Source organism: Streptomyces sp. Root1310, assembly GCF_001426425.1.
In the GTDB taxonomy this organism is placed as follows: domain Bacteria; phylum Actinomycetota; class Actinomycetes; order Streptomycetales; family Streptomycetaceae; genus Streptomyces.
Map to the genome: position 1 here is coordinate 96736 of NZ_LMEQ01000032.1, position 18180 is coordinate 114915.

Here is an 18180-nt window from a genome sequence, read left to right on the forward strand (position 1 = left end):
CGGAAAAAAGGGATATACCGCGCTATCTTGCTACGGGTGATCCAGGCCTTCGGACTGACCAGCAACTCCCGCAAGGCGCTCCCGCCCGCCGTCGACGATGTCTCCTTCGAGGCGCGCGCGGGCCGCGTCACCGTGCTGCTCGGAGCGCCGGGCGCGGGCAAGACCACGGCGCTGAGACTCATGCTCGGACTCCAGCAGGGCCGCGGACTCGCCTACTTCCGCGGCCGTCCGCTGCACCGCATCGCCCACCCCTCGCGCGAGGTCGGCGTCCTCCTCGGCGATGTGCCGGGCCACCCGGCCCGCACCGTCCGGGGTCACCTGCGCATGCTGTGCGCGGCTGCCGGGGTTCCGGTGCGGCGGGCCGACGAAGTGCTCGAGGTGGTCGGCCTCGTCAGTCTGCGCGACGAACGCCTCGGCACCCTGTCCCGCGGCATGGACCGGCGGCTGGGCCTTGCCTGCGCTCTCCTCGCCGACCCGCACACCCTCGTCCTCGACGATCCGGCCGACGGCCTCTCGGGGCGCGAGAGCCGCTGGCTGCACGGCATGCTGCGCGCCCACGCGGACCAGGGCGGCACCGTCCTGACGACCACGACCGACCCCAAGGAGGCCGCCCGCACCGCCGACCGGGTCATCACCCTGGACCGGGGCACAGTGGTCTGCGATCAAGAGGCCACCGACTTCGCCCGCACCCGGCTGCGCCCCCGGGTGGCCGTCCGCAGCCCGCACGCCGCCCGCCTGGCCGCTGTGCTCGCCAGGGAGGCGCGAACCGCCCAGCGCTCCGTCGAGGTCGTGCAGGAGGACGGCAATCGGCTCTCCGTGTACGGCAGTAGCTGTGCCCAGGTCGGCGAGACGGCGTTCCGACACGACATCCTGGTCCACCAACTCGCCGACGAGACGGGCGACATGGGGCCGGGGGCAGGGGCGGAGGGCCAGTGGCGGGCGGCCTCCGAGGCAAGGCGGGGGTTCTCGGCGCAAGCAGGCGACCAGGGCCCCGCGGAGAGGGAACCGACCACCCTCGCCGCCCCCGGTCCGGGCACGGAACGCGCGGAGGCCGCGGAAGACGCACGGGTGGCGAGCGAATCCCGGCGCACGGGCACCTCGGACGCCTCGGACGCCTCGGACGCCTCGGACGGCCAGGACGGCCAGGACGGCCAGGACGGCCAGGACGGCCAGGACGGCCAGGACGGCCAGGACGGCCAGGACGGCCAGGACGGCCAGGACGGCCAAGGCGACGAGCGTCCACCGTCCGCAGCGCCGTACCGGCCGGCCGACGCGGTGCCTCGGGAGAGCCTCCCGGCCTGCGGCCTCGGCTCCCCGTCCGGTATCCCGGCTTCCGACGGCGACTCCTCGTCCGGTGTCGCGGCGCCCGCCGCCGCCGTCGGCCGGACTGCTGAGACCCTGGACGCGACGGCGGCTCCGACCGCCCCCGGCAGGCACTCCGAGAGTGGACCGGCCGCATCCGCAGTCACGATCGTCGACGAACTCCGACCGCCCGGAAAAGCCGGCGCCTCCGACGGCGCCGCCCCAGGTACCCACCCGGACGCCCCCCGTTCCCCGGCCGCGTCTGGACTGCCCACGGCTCAGCGCTCCGTCCGCCCCTTCGCGTCTCGCGATGTCCACACCCTGCCCGCCCTGCCGCCTCCCATCTCCGTCCGCTCGGCCCCCAGCCCGCTGCGCCCGCTCCGCTACGAACTCCGTCGAGCCACCGGGATCGGCACCGGATTCACCACCGGTGCCGCCGTGCTGATCGTCTCCGCCCTCATCGCCCTGCTCCTGGCCCGCGCGGGGCACACCGCGCAGGCACGGCTGCTGGCCGCGTGGCCCACGGAGCTTCCGCTGCCGCCCGCGGCGCTCGGCGCGGGACTGCTCGGTGCGCTGGCCTTCGGCGACGAATTCCGCCACCCCGCCCTGGCCGCGGACCGCGGCACCGTGCCCCGAAGGCTCGGGGTGCTCACCGCCAAGCTCCTCGTCGCCGCTCTCACCGCACTGATGCTGGCCTTTCTCACGGTGGGCTGCGACGCCGAAGCGCTCTATCTCGTCTACGGACGGGAGGTCGCACAGGTTCCCGGGGACTGGCTTTCCCTGAGCGCGAGTTGGATCGGTCTCGTGGTCGGCTGCGCCTGGACCGGTGTGCTGGCCGCGGGTGTCTTCCGTTCCACCACGGCCGGACTGGCGGCGGTGGTCGCCATGCCCGTGGTCGTCCTGCCGGTCGTACAGAAGGCCGTGGAGAGCACGTCCGTGCGGACGGCGGCCGGATTCTCGATGCGGTTGCGCGAGCTGCTCCTGGTGCAGTGGCCCTTCGGCGGAGAGCGCTATCTGGCCGCCGCGGCACGTGTGATCGCCCAACCGGTCGGCGGCGCAATGACGTTGTCGCTGACGGCTCTGCTGTGCGCGTACCTGCTCACGACCCTGCGCAACAGGGCCCGATGACCACCGGCCGGGCCGATCCGATCCCGGCGTGTGCGCAACTCCCCGAAGAAAGCCCATTTCTTTCCGATAAGGCGTCAATTGCGACGGGGTGAGCGATCACCCTTTCGTGTGCTTTTCACCAAAGACCTCAAGGGAGTTGGAAGCAGCGCCGACAAAGGATCCGTGAGTACCCTTGCGCACACCATGATGACCGCCGCCCGCTCCACCGACTCCGGTCTGGCCGGCCCGGGCGAACTCGACCGCTATCCCTTCGGTGAGGCCCCCGTGGCCGAACGCGTCGGAGCCCCCGTATGGGAGTCCGCGGAACCTGAGCTTGGCCGCGTGGGCCGCCGCGCCGCGGGCAGCCGGGGGCGCGGACTGCACGGCCAACTCGTCCAGCAGCTCGGTCAGATGATCGTCTCGGGCGACCTGGGTGCCGACCGACCGCTGGTGCCCGAGGAGATCGGTCAGCGGTTCGAGGTGTCCCGCACCGTCGTCCGCGAGTCGCTGCGCGTCCTCGAGGCCAAGGGCCTGGTCAGTGCCCGTCCGAACGTCGGCACGCGCGTGCGTCCCGTGAGCGACTGGAACCTTCTCGACCCGGACATCATCGAGTGGCGGGCGTTCGGCCCCCAGCGCGATGATCAACGGCGGGAGCTGAATGAGCTGCGCTGGACGATCGAGCCGCTGGCCGCGCGCCTCGCCGCAGGGCACGGCCGTGCCGACATCCAGCAGCGCATGGCCGACATGGTCGAGATCATGGCGCACGCCATGGGGCAGGGTGACGCCCTCACCTACTCCCGGGCCGACGCCGAGTTCCACTCGCTGCTCATCCAGGTCGCGGGCAACCGCATGCTGGAACACCTTTCCGGGATCGTGTCGTCCGCCCTCCAGGTCTCCGGCGGCCCCGTCACGGGCTGTGACCGGCCGAGCGACGCGTCGCTGGGACACCATGGCCGGATCGTCGACGCCCTCGCGGCGGGCGACGGCACCGCCGCCGAGACGGCCATGCGGGCGCTGCTCACCGTTCATCCCGAGGTGGAGCGCGTCGTGCCGGCACCGCGCGAGCACTGACCGCACCGCGCGGGGGACGGTCGGGGGTGCCTCCCCCTCCCGCGTCGTCCTCGGCCGCTCCTTCCGTACTCCCCTCGGACCCCGCAGAACCCGTCACGGGGCCTGCGGGGTCCGACGGTCGATGTGGCCGAACAGGCTCTGGCGGTACCGGTAGGCTCGACGGGTGACCTCATCTGCCCGCGTCTGACCGTTTTTGAACGCTTACGGGGTGTGACTCGGGCCACGAAGATTGGGCGTAACGCTTGTGGAAACAACGCGATGACCTAAGAGGTGACCGCCGCGGAGGGAATACGGACGCCGTTCAAGGCGCTGTGAATCCTCCCGGCCCCCGCCCGCGCCGTCGGCCCACCCCCAGGCCGGTGGTCGGCTCCTGTCCGTCACGGACGGGGCCGGAAGCCGTTTTCCAACGTTCCGAGAGGTTGTTCGTGTCGGCCAGCACATCCCGTACGCTCCCGCCTGAGATCGCCGAGTCCGTCTCTGTCATGGCGCTCATTGAGCGGGGAAAGGCTGAGGGGCAGATCGCCGGCGACGATGTGCGTCGGGCCTTCGAAGCTGACCAGATTCCGGCCACTCAGTGGAAGAACGTACTGCGCAGCCTCAACCAGATCCTCGAGGAAGAGGGTGTGACGCTGATGGTCAGTGCCGCGGAGCCCAAGCGCACCCGAAAGAGCGTCGCAGCGAAGAGTCCGGCCAAGCGCACCGCCACCAAGACGGTCGCGGCGAAGGCGGTGACCACGAGGAAGGCCACCGCCACGGCCGCCCCGGTCACCCCGGCGGCTCCCGCTGTGGACGATCCCGCAGACGAAGCCGCCCCCGCCAAGAAGGCGGCTGCCAAGAAGACGACCGCCAAGAAGACGGTCGCGAAGAAGACCGTCGCCAAGAAGACGGCGGCCAAGAAGACCGCAGGCAAGGACGACGCCGAGGTTGCCGAGGACGAGGTCCTCGAGGACGCCAAGCCCGGCGAAGAGGAAGAGGAGGGGACCGAGAACAAGGGTTTCGTCCTCTCCGACGACGACGAGGACGACGCGCCTGCCCAGCAGGTCGCCGTGGCCGGTGCCACCGCCGACCCGGTGAAGGACTACCTCAAGCAGATCGGCAAGGTCCCGCTGCTCAACGCCGAGCAGGAGGTCGAGCTCGCCAAGCGCATCGAGGCCGGTCTGTTCGCCGAGGACAAGCTGGCCAACGCGGACAAGCTCGCCCCGAAGCTCAAGCGCGAGCTGGAGATCATCGCCGAGGACGGCCGACGCGCCAAGAACCACCTTCTGGAGGCCAACCTCCGTCTGGTGGTCTCCCTGGCCAAGCGTTACACCGGCCGCGGCATGCTCTTCCTGGACCTCATCCAGGAGGGCAACCTCGGTCTGATCCGCGCGGTCGAGAAGTTCGACTACACCAAGGGCTACAAGTTCTCCACGTACGCCACCTGGTGGATCCGTCAGGCGATCACCCGCGCCATGGCCGACCAGGCCCGCACCATCCGTATCCCGGTGCACATGGTCGAGGTCATCAACAAGCTCGCGCGCGTGCAGCGCCAGATGCTCCAGGACCTGGGCCGCGAGCCCACCCCGGAGGAGCTGGCCAAGGAACTCGACATGACCCCGGAGAAGGTCATCGAGGTCCAGAAGTACGGCCGCGAGCCCATCTCGCTGCACACCCCGCTGGGTGAGGACGGTGACAGCGAGTTCGGTGACCTCATCGAGGACTCCGAGGCCGTGGTCCCGGCCGACGCGGTCAGCTTCACGCTTCTCCAGGAGCAGCTGCACTCCGTCCTCGACACCCTGTCCGAGCGCGAGGCGGGCGTCGTCTCCATGCGGTTCGGTCTCACCGACGGTCAGCCGAAGACCCTCGACGAGATCGGCAAGGTGTACGGCGTGACGCGCGAGCGCATCCGTCAGATCGAGTCCAAGACCATGTCCAAGCTGCGCCACCCGTCCCGTTCGCAGGTGCTGCGCGACTACCTCGACTAGGTCGTAGCCGTACGAAGCCGAAGGCCCGGTCTCCCGTCAGGGAGCCGGGCCTTCGGCTTCGGCGCAAGGGTGCGGGCCGCCGCGCGCTGGATGACTCTGGGTGTCCATCAGTCACTCCAGAGTGAGGAGCGCGCATGCGTCGTCCCCTGGTCCGGGCCCTGTCCCGGCCGTTGATCCTGGCGGCCGCGGCGGTGGCCATACCCTTGGCCTCCGCGGTCCCGGCGGCCTCCGACGGTGTTGTCGTGGGCGGCTTCCCGGTCGATGTCTCCCAGAGCCCGTGGACGGTCGCGCTGTCCAGTCGTGACCGGTTCGGAGGTACGCGCTCCGGGCAGTTCTGCGGAGGCGTGGCGGTCGGCCCCTCCACCGTGCTCACAGCGGCCCACTGCATGGGCGAGGACGTCCTGGGTGCACCGCCCGGGCAGCTGGCCGACCTGAAGGTCGTCGCGGGCCGTACGGACCTGTACAGGGACACCGGACAGGAGGTCTCCGTGCGCGGCGTCTGGGTGAATCCGGGCTACGACGGCGTCAGTAACGCGGGCGACTTCGCCGTACTCACCCTTGCGCAGCCCCTTCCGGCGGCCGCGGTCATCCCCATGGCCGCCGAGGGCGATCCGGCGTACGAGGCCGGCACGGAGGCCGTGGTCTACGGCTGGGGTGACGCTACCGGGTTCGGCGCGTACGCCCACAGTCTGCGAGCGGCCCGTGTGCATGTGCTGTCCGACGCGTCCTGCGAGCGGGCCTACCCGGGTACCTCGGACGGCACCTACGACGCGCGGAGCATGGTGTGCGCCGGGGAGGAGCGGGGCGGTCGGGATGCCTGCCAGGGGGACAGCGGCGGGCCGCTGGTCGCGCAGGGCCGACTCATCGGGCTCGTGTCCTGGGGCAGCGGTTGTGGGCGCGCGGGAAGTCCCGGCGTCTACACGCGGGTGTCCGACGCCGTGAAGACGCTGGGCTGGACGCGGGCGCTCGGAGGCGCGACGCGGGTCCCTGAGGGCGTCTGAGCGAGCCCCGCTCCCTCGGGGCCGGGTCTTCGGGTCACGAGAGCGGGCGGCCGCCCCTGATGCAGGGGCGGCCGCCCGTATACCGGCCTGTGCCGGTCATGGCTCGTCGTGGACGCGCAGATCAGCGCTCTTCTTCCGGGGTAGAGGCCGGAACGGTCGTCAGCCGCTCTGTCTCGTCCTGTATCTCAGCGGCGATCTTCTTGAGTTCCGGCTCGAACTTGCGGCCGTGGTGGGCGCAGAAGAGCAGTTCTCCGCCGCTGAGCAGCACGACGCGTACGTACGCCTGGGCGCCGCAGCGGTCGCAGCGGTCTGCGGCCGTCAGCGGGCTCGCGGGGGTCAGAACAGTAGTCACGTCGCCTCTTCTCTAGCTCGACGAGCTGTCGTACCAGGGTCAACATCCAACCAGCCCCAAAACGTTCCCGCTCGTGGCTTGTCCTCGAAAAAATCTTTCCGAGGTGGCCGTCTGCTGCCGGTTTGGCGGCGAATGTGCCGTATTGCGTGGTCTGTAGTGCTTACGGTTTCGCGCTGTCGGTCATGGTTCCATCCTCCCGGCTGGGTTGCCGGTTTGTTCATGAGGACGTGCCCGGAGCCTAAATGGTTCATGCCTCGAAGGGAACGTGATATGTACTTCACTCAATCGAGGGATCGAACACGTATGCGACGCTGGACTAGTCTGAGTTCAGACGAGGGTGGCGTTACAACGGCTCTACCAGGCCTCGGTACCCTCTTGGCGGCAACCCAAGCCGCGCCCTTACCCAGAAGGGCCTCAAGTGAAATTCAGCGAGGAGCGAACCGCGTGACCGCCGAAACGTCCGTGCCGTCCACAGCGCTGCTGGCAGGAGCAGACCGGGACGGTTCCAACTACACCGCGCGGCACCTGCTCGTCCTCGAGGGGCTCGAGGCCGTGCGGAAGCGCCCGGGTATGTACATCGGCTCGACCGACAGCCGTGGTCTGATGCACTGCCTGTGGGAAATCATCGACAACTCCGTCGACGAGGCACTGGGCGGCTACTGCGACCACATCGAGGTGATCCTCCACGACGACGCCTCGGTCGAGGTCCGTGACAACGGCCGGGGCATCCCGGTCGACGTCGAGCCCAAGACGGGGCTGTCCGGCGTCGAGGTCGTCATGACCAAGCTGCACGCCGGCGGCAAGTTCGGCGGCGGCTCCTACGCCGCCTCCGGCGGTCTGCACGGCGTCGGCGCCTCCGTGGTGAACGCTCTGTCCGCCCGCCTCGACGTCGAGGTGGACCGAGGCGGCCACACGCACGCGATCAGCTTCCGGCGCGGTGTTCCGGGCTCCTTCGCCGCGGACGGCCCCGAATCCAAGTTCGAGACGGGCGGCCTGCGGAAGATCAAGAGGGTCGCCAAGAACCGGACCGGCACCCGGGTGCGCTACTGGGCCGATCGTCAGATCTTCCTCAAGGACGCCAAGCTCTCCCTCGAGAACCTCCATCAGCGCGCCCGCCAGACCGCCTTCCTGGTGCCCGGCCTGACCATCGTCGTCCGCGACGAGTACGGCCTCGGCGAAGGCGGAAGCAAGGGCGAGGAGTCCTTCCGCTTCGACGGTGGCATCAGCGAGTTCTGCGAGTACCTGGCCAACGACAAGCCCGTCTGCGACGTCCTCCGCTTCACCGGCCACGGCACCTTCAAGGAGACCGTCCCGGTCCTGGACGAGCACGGGCAGATGACTCCGACCGAAGTCACCCGTGAGCTCGGCGTCGACGTGGCGCTGCGCTGGGGCACCGGCTACGACGTGAACCTCAAGTCGTTCGTCAACATCATCGCCACGCCCAAGGGCGGCACTCACGTCGCCGGCTTCGAGCAGGCGGTCGCCAAGACGATGAACGAGGTGCTGCGCGCCAAGAAGCTGCTGCGCGTGGCCGAGGACGACATCGTGAAGGACGACGCCCTGGAGGGCCTGACCGCCGTCGTCACGGTGCGTCTCGCCGAGCCCCAGTTCGAGGGCCAGACCAAGGAGGTCCTCGGCACCTCGGCGGCCCGGCGCATCGTGAACACCGTGATCTCCCGGGAGCTCAAGGCGTTCCTGACCTCCGCCAAGCGCGATGCCGCAGCTCAGGCGCGGGTCGTCATGGAGAAGGCGGTCGCCGCCGCACGCACGCGTATCGCGGCCCGGCAGCACAAGGACGCCCAGCGCCGCAAGACGGCTCTGGAGTCCTCGTCCCTGCCCGCCAAGCTCGCCGACTGCCGCAGCGACGACGTCGAGCGCAGCGAGCTGTTCATCGTCGAGGGGGACTCCGCGCTCGGTACGGCCAAGCTCGCCCGGAACTCCGAGTTCCAGGCACTGCTGCCGATCCGGGGCAAGATCCTCAACGTCCAGAAGTCGTCCGTCACCGACATGCTCAAGAACGCCGAGTGCGGCGCGATCATCCAGGTCATAGGAGCGGGCTCCGGGCGCACCTTCGACATCGACGCGGCCCGCTACGGCAAGATCATCATGATGACCGACGCCGATGTGGACGGCTCCCACATCCGGACGCTGCTCCTGACCCTGTTCCATCGCTACATGCGGCCCATGGTCGAGGCCGGGCGGGTCTTCGCCGCGGTGCCGCCGCTGCACCGCATCGAGCTCATCCAGCCCAAGAAGGGCCAGGACAAGTACGTGTACACGTACTCGGACCGTGAGCTGCGCGACAAGCTGATGGAGTTCCAGAGCAAGGGCGTCCGGTACAAGGACTCCATCCAGCGCTACAAGGGTCTCGGTGAGATGGACGCCGACCAGCTGGCCGAGACGACGATGGACCCGCGCCACCGCACCCTGCGCCGCATCAACCTCTCCGACCTGGAGGCGGCCGAGCAGGTGTTCGATCTGCTCATGGGTAATGACGTGGCACCGCGCAAGGAGTTCATCTCCAGCTCGGCGGCGACGCTGGACCGGTCCCGTATCGACGCGTAGGCGCGGTTCGATCCGGCCGGATCGCCGATGGATCCGGCCGGATCCATCCGTACGGGTCCGGCCGGATCCACCCGTACGGATCCGGCCGGACCTCAGGCAGGTCCGGCTCGGTCTCGTGCGGGTCGGGCTTGGTCTCGCGCAGGTCGGGCCGGTTGTCGTGCACGTCCGACTGTCCTTGCGCAGGTCAGGCCGGTGTCGGGCGGGTCCGGCTGGGGGTTCTCCACCCATGGGTGGAGAACTTCGGCTTCCGGAGATCCACCCATGATCCACCCCCGCTCCGATCTGCGGACCGGCCCGTTTCCGTAGCGTCGAAGGCGTCGGCGGCGCTCGCTGCCGGCCTCCCTTCCCGCTCACGGAGGCTGTGATGTCCGGGCTCGTCAACGCACTGGTGATCGTGGCTGTGGCCGCACTCGTGATCGTGCGGCAGTTCCGCGCAAGCCGCATCGACACGGACCGGCGATGGTGGCTCCTGCCGGGGATCCTCGCCGTCATAGCGTTGCGCGAACCCGATCTGCTCGGCACCCGTCACCCCACCGAGTCGGCCCTGGTGCTCGGCGCCGAACTGATCGTCGCCCTGGCCATGGGGGCCGCATGGGCCTGGACCACCCGCATCTGGGTGGAGCCGGACGGCGCCGTCTGGAGCAGGAGCACCAAAGCGAGCGTGGCGGTGTGGGGGGCCGGCATCGGTCTGAGGCTGGGCCTCTTCGGGGTCGGCGCCCTGCTGGACATCCACCAGGACAGCGCGGCCCTGATGCTGGGACTCGCGGCCACCCTGCTGGTCCGCTCCGGGATCCTGATCCTGCGCGTGCGCTCTCTGCACCGGGCTCCCGCGCAGGCCACGGCGTACGGTGACCGCGTGCCCCGGTCCCCGCGGAAGGAGCACGTGTGACGGAGAACGTCTGGACCCGCTGGCCCTCACGGGAGGCGCTGGGCCCCAGAGGGGTATCGCGCCCCAGGAGGCTGCTGGCCTGGGCCGTAAGGCTGCTGGTCGTGGGCGCCCTCGCGTGGAGCGCCTTCCACGACAGCCGCATCGAGGGGTGGGTCGCGGTCGCCGGTGCCGGCGGTGTCCTGGTGGCGGGTGGCCTGGCCTGGGCCTTGTTCCGGACCACGTTCGAGCACCGGCTGTGGCCGTCCCTGGTTCTTCTCCTCATGCTGCTGGGGCTGGCGGCCGGCGCCGAGACCGCGGACTTCCACTCCCCGGCCGCGGTCCTGTGGTGCGGATGCGCCATCGTGGCACTTGAGCGGCTGCCTCTGGTCGCGGCGCTGCCGGCGGCATCGGTCGGGTTCGCCGCCTTCGCCGTGGTCAACGACGACTCGGGGGTGACCTCGGCCGCCGCCATCGCGGGGATGGCCCTCGCCGGATACGCACTGCGTCTGGACGCCGAAGCCAGAGCCACCGCACAGCGACTGCTCACCCAGGAGCGGGCCGCGCGCGTGGCCGAGGCCGAATCGGCCGCACTCGCGGAGCGGGCCCGCATCGCCCGGGAGATCCACGACGTCCTGGCCCACAGTCTCTCCGCGCAGCTCGTGCACCTGGAGGCGGCCCGGCTGCTGATCGAGCGGGGCGCGGACCGCGAGCAGATCCTCGACCGCGTGGTGGCGGCACGGGGGATGGCCCGCGACGGTCTCGAGGAGACCAGGCAGTCACTCTCCGCGTTGCGCGGTGAACTGACGCCGCTGGAGGACTTCCTGACGGACCTCGTCCGCACGTCCGACGGCGCCGAGGTCACCGTGGGCGGTGAACGCAGACCGCTGCCGGCCGAGGCGTCGCAGGCCGTGCGCCGGGTCGCTCAGGAGGCCCTGACGAACGCCCGCAAACACGCGCCGGGCGCCAAGGTCCGTGTCCGGCTGGAGTACAGCCGGCATGAAGTGACCCTGGACGTGCGGGACTCGGGCGGTTCGCCGGGCGAACTCGCCGCGGCCGGCGGCGGGTACGGTCTGCTGGGTATGCGGGAGCGCGCCGAACTGCTGGGTGGGTCGCTCGCCGCCGGGCCGGACGAGGAAGGTTTCGTGGTGACGCTGAAGGTGCCGGTATGACGGAGGAGGCGGAGAGGAAGCCCGCCCGGGTGGTGGTCGCGGACGATCAGACGGTCGTCCGGGAAGGCATCGTGATGCTGCTCGGGCTGCTGCCGGGGGTCGAGGTCGTGGGCGCCGCAGGGGACGGGGAGGAGGCCGTGCGGCTCGTCGCCGAACTGGCTCCCGACGTGGTGCTGATGGACCTGCGGATGCCTCGCTGCGACGGGGTGGAGGCGACCCGGCGGATCCGGTCCGCGTACCCCGGGACACAGGTCGTGGTCCTCACGACCTACGCGGACGACGAATCCCTCTTCCCGGCGCTGAAGGCCGGCGCACGGGGGTACCTCACCAAGGACGCGGGCGGGGACGAGATCGTACGGGCCGTGCACAGTGTGCTGTCCGGGGACGCGGGGCTGTCGCCCAGTGTCCAGCGAAGGCTGCTGGAGCGCCTGTCGGCGCCCGAACCGGAGCCCGCTGCGCCCGCTGTCGTGCCCGACGGGCTCACCACACGCGAGGCGGAGGTGCTGGTCCTGATCGCCGAGGGGCTCAGCAACCAGGAGATCGCACGCCGATTGAGCGTGTCCACCGCGACGGTGAAGACACACATCAACAACATGTTCTCCAAGACGGGACTCAAGGACCGGGCCCAGGCGGTGCGTTACGCGTACGGGAAGGGGCTGGTCCGGCCGCCCGCGGGGTGAACGGCGCGTTGGTCACCTGATGGGGTGAAGTGTTCGGGGAACAATAGTCGGGGATCTTCCCGTTCTGTCCATCCTTGGGCATGCAGTCAAGCAACGGTCGTGCCCGCGCCGACGGGGACGGTCCCGATAGCGGTGCCCCCACACCACACGCGCACGAACATCATCAAGGCCAGGGCCAGGTGTACGCCGAGGCACCAGGCGATGTGCGCTACGAGGACCCGTGGTACGACGCGCTCGCCTCGGGCTGGGGCGAGTCGGCCATCATGGGCACGCCAGGACCCGAGGTTCCCGCGGCGCGTCGGCGGGAGACCGGAACCGCGGCGGCGGCTCAGATCTACCTCGAGGTGCAGCACAGCGCGGCCTTCCAGGAGGTACGCAGCCGGTACCGCCGGTTCGTGGTGCCCGCCGCCGCCGGGTTCTTCGTCTGGTACGTGGCGTACGTGGTCACCGCGACGACGGCGCCCGGGCTCATGGCGCGGCCGGTGGCCGGCGCGGTGAACGTGGCACTGCTGGCAGGGCTGGGGCAGTTCCTCAGCACGTTCCTGCTCACCTGGGCCTACGCCCGGCACGCGCGGCTGCGCCGGGACCGTGCGGCGCTCGAACTGCGCTGGGACACACAGGAGCTGACTCGGGAAGCAAAGGGCGGTGCGGCGTGACCGGCAACCATCAGGCGCTGGCGTTGTTGCTGTTCAGCGCCTTCGTCGCGGTCACCTTGGGGATCACGACCTGGGTGAGCCGCAACCGCCATGGCTCGGAGGAGGAGTTCTACGTCGGAGGGCGTCTGTTCTCCCCGATGGAGAATGGTTTTGCCATCGCGGGTGACTACATGTCCGCCGCCTCCTTCCTCGGTGTCACCGGGCTCATCGCGCTGTTCGGGTACGACGGGCTGCTGTATGTGGTCGGCTTCCTCGTGGCCTGGCTGGTGGTGCTGTTCCTTGTCGCCGAACTGGTGCGCAACTGCGGGCGGTTCACACTCGCCGACGTGGTCGCCGCGCGGATGAGCGAGCGGCCGGTGCGGATCGCGGCGGGAACCTCCTCGGTCACCGTGTCCGTTCTCTATCTGGTGGCCCAGATGGTGGGCGCCGGAAGCCTGGTCGCGCTGCTCCTCGGGAACACCGGCGAGGCCGCCCGGTCCTGGGCCGTCATCGGGGTGGGTGCGCTCATGGTGATCTATGTGTCGCTGGGAGGGATGCGGGCGACCACGTGGATCCAGATCGTCAAGGCGGTTCTGCTGCTGGCCGGCACCGTCGCGCTCACCGTGCTCGTCCTGGTGCGCTTCCACGGTGACTTCGACCAGTTGCTGCGCACGGCGGCCGAGCGCAGTGGGCACGGTGACGCGTTCCTGGCACCCGGGCTGAAGTACGGCGGTGACTGGACCGCGCGTTTGGACTTCATGAGCCTGGGGCTCGCGCTGGTGCTGGGCACGGCGGGACTGCCGCACATCCTGTCCCGCTTCTACACCGTGCCGACCGCGCAGGCCGCCCGCCGCTCCGTCGTCTGGGCGATCGGGCTGATCGGCGGCTTCTACCTGATGACGATCGTCCTCGGCTTCGGTGCGGCGGCGATCGTCGGCCCGGAGGCGGTACGCGGCTCGAACGCGGCGGGGAACACGGCGGTTCCGCTTCTGGCACTCGACCTGGGCGGCGGCGCCGACTCCACCGGCGGAGCCGTGCTGTTCGCGGTCGTGGGGGCCATCGCCTTCGCGACGATCCTCGCGGTCGTCGCCGGGATCACGCTCGCCTCCTCGGCGTCGGTGGCACACGACCTGTACGCCTCCCTGCGCCGCCGGCAGGCCAAACCCCGCAGCGAGGTCGCGGTGGCGCGGGTCGCCGCCGTGGGGGTCGGCGTCGTGGCGATCGCACTCGGCCTGCTGGCCCGCGATCTCAACGTCGCCTTCCTGGTCGGGCTGGCCTTCGCCGTCGCGGCGTCCGCGAATCTGCCGGTCCTGATGTACTCGCTGTTCTGGCCGGGCTTCACCACGCGGGGCGCCGTGTGGGCGGTGTACGGCGGACTGGTGCCGGCTCTGGCGCTCGTCGTGCTGTCGCCGGTGGTATCCGGCAGCCCCGAGTCGCTCTTCCCGACCGTGGACTTCCAGTACTTCCCGCTGCAGAACCCCGGCCTGGTCTCGATTCCACTGGGCTTCGTCGCGGGCTGGCTCGGCACGGTCACCTCGGCCGAGGTCGCGGACGAGGCCAAGCACGCGGAGACCGAGGTGCGGTCACTGACCGGGGCGGGAGCCGCGTAACGGGCGACGCCTCACCGCCGTAGCTGCCTCGGGGTCCTGGCGCACGGTTAGGGCGCCACCCAGGCGTATCGGTGCTCCGGGCGGCCCGTGTCGCCGTACTTGAGGGAGAGGTGCAGGCGTCCGGCCTGTTCCAGGTGGCGGAGGTAGCGCTGGGCGGTGGAGCGGCTCAGGCCGGTCTCGGCGGCGACCTCGTGGGCCGACAGGGGGTGGCTCGCGCGGTGCAGAACGTCGCAGATCAGGTCCGTGGTCGGTTCCGAGTGGCCGCTCGGCAGGCCGGGTGAGGAGGGCGCCGGTCCGGTGCGCAGGGCGCCGAAGATGCGGTCGACCTGCTCCTGGCCGGCGATGCCGTGCCCACCGACCCGGTCCACCGTGCGGCGCAGGGCGGCGTACGAATCGAGGCGGGTGCGCAGGGCGGCGAAGGTGAACGGTTTGACCAGGTAGTGCAGCGCGCCGAGGCGCATCGCGGTCTGGACCGTCGTGACGTCACCGGCCGCCGTGATCATGATGACGTCGGTGCCATGGCCCTGCTCACGCATGCGGTGGATGAGCTGGAGGCCGGTCTGGTCGGGCAGGTAGTGGTCGAGCAGCACCAGGTCGATGGTTCCGCGCTCGATGGTTCCCAGCGCCTGGGCGGCACTGTGCGCGCGGGCGGCCACCCGGAATCCGGGAACCTTTCCCACGTACTTGGCGTTGATCTCGGCGACACGGAAGTCGTCGTCCACCACCAGGACGTCAATCATCGGGCCTCTCTCCGTCAAGGCCAGGCGGGCGTTGAGCCCGTGTTTCGGCTTCGCTGTTCTAGCGCGAGCAAAACGAGCACAACAGGCTACTGCAAGCAAAAGAAGCGCATGCGCCCAGAAGGCTGACGCCATTTCCCGGGTCGCCTCTACCGTCCCCGGCCATGAGCGCACACACCAGCCCCGCCATCGAGCTGCGGGGCGCGAGCAAGGTCTTCAGGACCCCGTCGGGGGCCCCGCACACCGCCCTGCGGGAGCTCGACCTCACTGTCGGGCGGGGCGAGTTCGTGGCCGTCGTCGGCCCGACCGGCTGCGGCAAGTCCACCACGCTGACCCTGGTCAGCGGCCTGGAAGAGCCCACCCAGGGCGAGGTGATGGTCGCCGGGCAGCCCGTGCGTGGCGTCGGCGACAAGGTCGGCTTCGTCTTCCAGCAGGACGCCACCTTTCCCTGGCGCACGGTCCTCTCCAACGTCATGGCCGGGCCGCGCTTTCGCGGGGTGCCCAAGGCGGAGGCGAAACGGAAGGCACGCGAGTGGCTGGCCCGGGTCGGGCTCACCGCCTTCGAGGACCGCTACCCGCACCAGCTCTCCGGCGGTCAGCGCAAGCGCGTGGCCCTCGCCGCGACCTTCGTGAACGACCCCGAGATCCTCCTCATGGACGAACCGTTCTCGGCGCTCGACGTGCAGACAAGGGCGCTGATGTCGGACGAGCTCCTCGAGCTGTGGGAGGGCACGGGCGCGTCCGTCGTGTTCGTCACCCACGACCTGGAGGAGTCCATCGCCCTGGCCGACAAGGTCGTCGTGATGACCGCCGGCCCCGCAACCGTGAAGCAGGTCTTCGACATCGACCTGCCGAGGCCGCGCAAGGTCGAGTCGGTGCGTCTGGAGCCGCGGTTCATCGAGATCTACCGCGAGATCTGGGAGTCCCTCGGCGAAGAGGTCCGCATCACCCGCGAGAGAGGTGCGGCTCATGTCGCCTGAGGTTCTCAGCACACCGGTCGTCGACACGGCCAAGGTGCCCGATCGCGCCCATTCACGCGCGCGTGCCGCTCGCAGACGCAAGGCCGTGGTGACGGCGTCGCGCGTCCTGCTGCTGGTGGCCGTGCTCGCCCTGTGGGAGGCGTTCTCCCGGGCCAAGGTCATCGACCCCTTCAACTTCTCGATGCCTTCCAAGATCTGGGACCAGATCTGGACCTGGGTGACGCACGGGACCGCGCTCGGTTCACTGGGCGAGCAGATCTGGTACACGCTCTACGAGGCCCTGCTCGGCTGGGTCATCGGGGTGGTCGCCGGTGTCGTGTGCGGTATCGCACTGGGGCGGATCACCTTCCTCGCCGACATCCTTGGTCCATACATCAAGGTGCTCAACTCCATACCCAGGATCGTGCTGGCCCCGATCTTCGTGATCTGGTTCGGCCTCGGCCCCGCCTCCAAGGTCGCCTCGGCCGTCGTCCTGGTGTTCTTCCCGGTCTTCTTCAACGCCTTCCAAGGGGCCCGCGAGGTGGACCGCAACCTCGTCGCCAACGCCCGCATCCTCGGCGCGAGCGACCGCAGGGTGACGCTCCAGGTGGTCGTCCCGTCCGCCACCTCCTGGATCTTCACCAGCCTCCACGTGAGCTTCGGCTTCGCCCTGATCGGCGCCATCGTCGGTGAGTACATCGGCGCGACCAAGGGGATCGGACTGCTCGTCGCGCAGTCCCAGGGCACGTTCAACGCGGCCGGTGTGTATGCCGCGATGGTCATCCTCGCCGTTGTCGCACTCGTCGCGGAGGGGCTGCTGACCTTCGTCGAGCGCCGCGTCTTCCGGTGGAAGCCGTCGGGCTCCGACAGCTGACCCTTCGTTCAACGATCCATGGGGGAGCCGTTCCCACGCAGGGGCCCTCGGGACCTCCTCGGGCAGTTCCCCGCCCTCCCCTCACCGCTGCCTCCCCTCACTGCTGCCCCACTCCCGCATCGCCGCACTCTCACAAGGACGTGAACCCGCCATGCGCACAACCGCCAGATACACGGCCCTGGCCGCCGCCGGTCTGCTCGCCCTCTCCTCGCTCACCGCCTGTGCCGACGACGCGGCGAGCACCGCGTCCACGGGCTCCGGTGGCAAGGGAGACGGCAAGGGCACCAAGGTCAAGATCATGGTCGGTGGCCTGGACAAGGTCATCTACCTGCCCGCCATGCTGACCCAGCGCCTGGGCTACTTCGACGCCGAGGGGCTGGAGGTCGAGATGCTGAGCGAGCCGGCCGGTGTCCAGGCCGAGACGGCACTCGTCTCCGGCCAGGTGCAGGGAGCCGTCGGCTTCTACGACCACACCCTCGACCTCCAGGTGAAGGGCAAGGCGGTGGAGTCCGTCGTGCAGTTCTCGCACGCACCCGGTGAGGTGGAGATCGTCTCCACGAAGGCAGAGGGTGACATCACCTCGCCCAAGGACTTCAAGGGCAGGAAACTCGGCGTCACGGGTCTCGGCTCCTCGACCGACTTCCTCACCAAGTACCTCGCGGTCAAGAACGGCGTGAAGGTCAGCGAGTTCACCCCGGTCGCCGTGGGCGCGGGGCCGACCTTCATCGCAGCGCTCCAGCAGGGCGCCATCGACGGCGGCATGACGACCGACCCGACCGTGGCGACCATCCTGGACAAGAAGGCGGGCAAGGTCCTGCTCGACATGCGCACCCCGCAGGGCTCGGAGGAAGCGCTCGGCGGACCGTATCCCTCGTCAAGCCTGTACATGCAGACGGACTGGGTCAACAGTCACAAGGACACCGTCCAGAAGTTGGCCAATGCATTCGTCAAGACGCTCAAGTGGATGTCCACCCACAGCGCGGCGGAGATCGCCGAGAAGATGCCGACGGACTACTCCCAGGGGAACAAGCTGCTGTACTCGGTGGCCATCGAGAACACGCTGCCGATGTTCACCAAGGACGGCGTGATGCCCAAGAACGGTCCCGAGACCGTCGAGAAGGTCCTCAAGGCCTTCAACCCGAACATCCAGAACGCCGACGTGGACCTGAGCAAGACCTACACGACCGAGTTCGTCGAGAAGGCGGTGGGCTGACGGTCGAGCGGGCGGCGGGCCGGGATCCGAACCCCAGGAGGGCCGGTTCCTTCCCCCGCCCCCGAGGACCGCG

At 69.8% G+C, this 18180-nt stretch carries 15 protein-coding genes; 13 read left to right on the forward strand and 2 right to left on the reverse strand.

Annotated elements, in window-relative coordinates; genetic code table 11:
* Nucleotides 1-36 precede the first annotated feature (36 nt).
* The 4 genes from ASD48_RS33705 (at nucleotide 37) to ASD48_RS33720 (ending at nucleotide 6445) form a co-directional block, all read left to right on the forward strand.
* Nucleotides 37-2430, forward strand: coding sequence for an ABC transporter ATP-binding protein (locus ASD48_RS33705; RefSeq protein ID WP_057605676.1), 2394 nt, complete (start codon nucleotides 37-39; stop codon nucleotides 2428-2430).
* A gap of 162 nt (nucleotides 2431-2592) precedes the next feature.
* Complete coding sequence (locus tag ASD48_RS33710) at nucleotides 2593-3480, forward strand: FadR/GntR family transcriptional regulator (protein WP_079074141.1); 888 nt, start codon at nucleotides 2593-2595, stop codon at nucleotides 3478-3480.
* 425 nt (nucleotides 3481-3905) lie between these two features.
* Nucleotides 3906-5444, forward strand: a complete 1539-nt coding sequence (locus ASD48_RS33715) for an RNA polymerase sigma factor (RefSeq protein ID WP_057606093.1) — start codon at nucleotides 3906-3908, stop codon at nucleotides 5442-5444.
* A 134-nt stretch (nucleotides 5445-5578) separates the two neighbouring features.
* A complete protein-coding gene (locus ASD48_RS33720; RefSeq protein WP_057605678.1) occupies nucleotides 5579-6445 on the forward strand; it encodes a serine protease in 867 nt (288 codons plus the stop codon).
* Between the two features lie 121 nt (nucleotides 6446-6566).
* Here ASD48_RS33720 and ASD48_RS33725 read toward each other — a convergent pair whose 3' ends face one another.
* Nucleotides 6567-6797, reverse strand: coding sequence for a hypothetical protein (locus tag ASD48_RS33725; RefSeq protein ID WP_020125094.1), 231 nt, complete (start codon nucleotides 6795-6797; stop codon nucleotides 6567-6569).
* A gap of 444 nt (nucleotides 6798-7241) precedes the next feature.
* On the opposite strand from ASD48_RS33725, the gene ASD48_RS33730 reads away from it, so the two are divergent.
* The 6 genes from ASD48_RS33730 (at nucleotide 7242) to ASD48_RS33755 (ending at nucleotide 14324) form a co-directional block, all read left to right on the forward strand.
* The gene (locus tag ASD48_RS33730) at nucleotides 7242-9362 is read left to right on the forward strand and encodes a DNA topoisomerase IV subunit B (protein ID WP_057605679.1); all 2121 of its coding nucleotides are present in this window, start codon (nucleotides 7242-7244) and stop codon (nucleotides 9360-9362) included.
* 364 nt (nucleotides 9363-9726) lie between these two features.
* The gene (locus tag ASD48_RS33735) at nucleotides 9727-10251 is read left to right on the forward strand and encodes a hypothetical protein (protein ID WP_057605680.1); all 525 of its coding nucleotides are present in this window, start codon (nucleotides 9727-9729) and stop codon (nucleotides 10249-10251) included.
* Nucleotides 10248-11399 carry a histidine kinase gene (locus tag ASD48_RS33740; RefSeq protein ID WP_057605681.1) on the forward strand — a complete coding sequence of 384 codons (1152 nt, stop codon included), beginning with the start codon at nucleotides 10248-10250 and terminating at the stop codon, nucleotides 11397-11399. The genes ASD48_RS33735 and ASD48_RS33740 overlap by 4 nt, the downstream gene beginning before the upstream one ends.
* On the forward strand, nucleotides 11396-12079 hold the full coding sequence (locus ASD48_RS33745) for a response regulator transcription factor (protein ID WP_057605682.1): 684 nt from the start codon (nucleotides 11396-11398) through the stop codon (nucleotides 12077-12079). The genes ASD48_RS33740 and ASD48_RS33745 overlap by 4 nt, the downstream gene beginning before the upstream one ends.
* Nucleotides 12080-12159: 80 nt before the next feature.
* Nucleotides 12160-12735: a DUF485 domain-containing protein gene (locus ASD48_RS33750; protein ID WP_057605683.1), complete on the forward strand. Its 576-nt coding sequence runs from the start codon at nucleotides 12160-12162 to the stop codon at nucleotides 12733-12735.
* On the forward strand, nucleotides 12732-14324 hold the full coding sequence (locus ASD48_RS33755) for a cation acetate symporter (protein ID WP_057605684.1): 1593 nt from the start codon (nucleotides 12732-12734) through the stop codon (nucleotides 14322-14324). Before ASD48_RS33750 ends, ASD48_RS33755 begins: the two co-directional genes overlap by 4 nt.
* Before the next feature lie 47 nt (nucleotides 14325-14371).
* On the opposite strand, the gene ASD48_RS33760 is transcribed toward ASD48_RS33755, so the two are convergent.
* Nucleotides 14372-15064, reverse strand: a complete 693-nt coding sequence (locus tag ASD48_RS33760) for a response regulator (protein WP_057605685.1) — start codon at nucleotides 15062-15064, stop codon at nucleotides 14372-14374.
* 161 nt (nucleotides 15065-15225) lie between these two features.
* On the opposite strand from ASD48_RS33760, the gene ASD48_RS33765 reads away from it, so the two are divergent.
* The 3 genes from ASD48_RS33765 (at nucleotide 15226) to ASD48_RS33775 (ending at nucleotide 18107) form a co-directional block, all read left to right on the forward strand.
* Nucleotides 15226-16041, forward strand: a complete 816-nt coding sequence (locus ASD48_RS33765) for an ABC transporter ATP-binding protein (protein ID WP_020125102.1) — start codon at nucleotides 15226-15228, stop codon at nucleotides 16039-16041.
* The gene (locus tag ASD48_RS33770; RefSeq protein ID WP_057605686.1) at nucleotides 16031-16894 is read left to right on the forward strand and encodes an ABC transporter permease; all 864 of its coding nucleotides are present in this window, start codon (nucleotides 16031-16033) and stop codon (nucleotides 16892-16894) included. Before ASD48_RS33765 ends, ASD48_RS33770 begins: the two co-directional genes overlap by 11 nt.
* Nucleotides 16895-17045: 151 nt before the next feature.
* Complete coding sequence (locus ASD48_RS33775; RefSeq protein WP_057605687.1) at nucleotides 17046-18107, forward strand: ABC transporter substrate-binding protein; 1062 nt, start codon at nucleotides 17046-17048, stop codon at nucleotides 18105-18107.
* Nucleotides 18108-18180 lie beyond the last annotated feature (73 nt).